This window comes from Amycolatopsis silviterrae (assembly GCF_042684085.1).
GTDB classification, from domain to species: Bacteria; Actinomycetota; Actinomycetes; order Mycobacteriales; family Pseudonocardiaceae; genus Amycolatopsis; species Amycolatopsis silviterrae.
Map to the genome: position 1 here is coordinate 1 of NZ_JBHUKS010000045.1, position 995 is coordinate 995.

Genomic DNA, 995 nt, shown 5'->3' on the forward strand with positions numbered 1-995 from the left:
CGTCAGGCGGGGGCGGGTTGGGTGGTGTCGCGGGCGGTTTGTTCGTGCTGGGTGAGGACGAGGACGGCGCGGACGAGGGTGGTGGCGTGGCGGGGGTGGAGGCGGAGTTTGTCGAGGATGCGCCAGGTTTTGAGGGCGGCGAAGCCGCCTTCGACCGCGCAGCGCATGGCGTTGAACGCGGAGTTGGCGGTTTTCTGGGCGTGGGTGAGCGGCCGGTTCGTTTCGGCTTTGTAGGGGGTGAGCACGACCTGCTCGCAGGGGCCCTGGCAGCGGTCGCAGTCGCGGGCTGAGCGGAGGTCTTTGTGCCAGCCCTGGTAGGCCTTGTCGGCGGCGGGGGTCAGGCCGTGGGCGTGGATGCGGTCGCGCAGCCGGTGGCGGCGGGCGGCGGTGATGTCGGCGGTCTTGCCCTCCAGCGCGGCCGAGACCCAGGCCAGCCGTCCGTCCTCGTCGGTGAGGCCTTGGACGTTGAGGCCGTGGTGTTTGTGCTTGCCGCTGTAGTTGCGGCGGTTGTCTTTGCCGGTGCGGCGGCGGGTGCGGATCAGGGTCCCGTCGGCCAGCACCACCACCTGCCCTCGGGCGGCCAGTCGCCGCAGCACCCGGTCCAGCCGGGGAGCCCGGGCGGCGAGCAGGGCGACGGCTTCCAGCAGCCATCGGCGCAGCGTGGCGGCCGACACCGCGTTGGCGCGGGACAGGTCCAGCAGCCGCTGGTCGTGGCGCAGCATCGCCAGCACCAGCACCGCCTGCTCGGCCGGGGACGCCTTGCGCCACCGCGACCCGATCGCGCGGCGACGGCGGGCGATCAACCCGGCCAGCATCGCGATCGTGGGCGGCGACACCGGCAACGCACTGCGATACGAGGCCGGAACCTGCTGTGAGACAGTGGGAGCGGAGCCCCCGGACGTTTTTTCTTGAGTCACGACTTGATCAACATCCGGGGGCTCCGCCACGTTCCCGGCCACCGGCAGGCAGCCCGCGAATCCGTTGCCGCGCAACCA

1 protein-coding gene is annotated in these 995 nt (G+C 71.9%); it reads right to left on the reverse strand.

The window, feature by feature from the left end:
- Positions 1-2: 2 nt before the first annotated feature.
- A partial coding sequence (locus ACFSVL_RS46585; protein ID WP_378314608.1) for a transposase family protein occupies positions 3-995 on the reverse strand: 993 nt, incomplete at its 5' end.